This window comes from Pseudomonas sp. 30_B (genome assembly GCF_017491605.1).
Classification (GTDB): Bacteria; Pseudomonadota; Gammaproteobacteria; order Pseudomonadales; family Pseudomonadaceae; genus Pseudomonas.
Window position 1 is genome coordinate 1 of sequence record NZ_JAFGYY010000391.1, and the last position, 434, is coordinate 434.

1 pseudogene is annotated in these 434 nt (G+C 54.6%); it reads right to left on the minus strand.

What is annotated here, in order from left to right:
• Positions 1-434 (minus strand): annotated as a pseudogene (locus J5M67_RS28815) (excinuclease ABC subunit A); the annotation flags it as partial.

Below are 434 nucleotides of genomic sequence, written 5' to 3' on the forward strand. Positions count from 1 at the left end.
CACGCTCGGCATAAACAACAGCTCCACGCTGACGAATCCTTCACCTTCACAGGTTGCACAGCGGCCTTTTGCCACATTGAAAGAGAATTGACCCGCATCGTAATGATGGAGTTTGGCGTCAGTCGTTCCGGCAAAGAGCTTACGAACAGGATCAAACAACCCGGTATATGTCGCCAGGTTTGAACGGGGGGTCCTGCCTATCGGTTTCTGGTCAACCTGAACCAGACGCTTTACCAGTCCGGTATCACCGGTCAGGGTACCGTACGTTTTCTCCGTTACGGATGGCCCCTCAGCGTCGCTGGCTTCGGAAAGCACGTCTTCTGGATCACCGCCAAGTGAAGAAAGCACCAGTTCCGGTAAGGCCTGGGCAATCAGACTGGATTTACCGGAGCCAGAGACTCCCGTCACGGCTGTCAGCACACCCAGAGGAATAT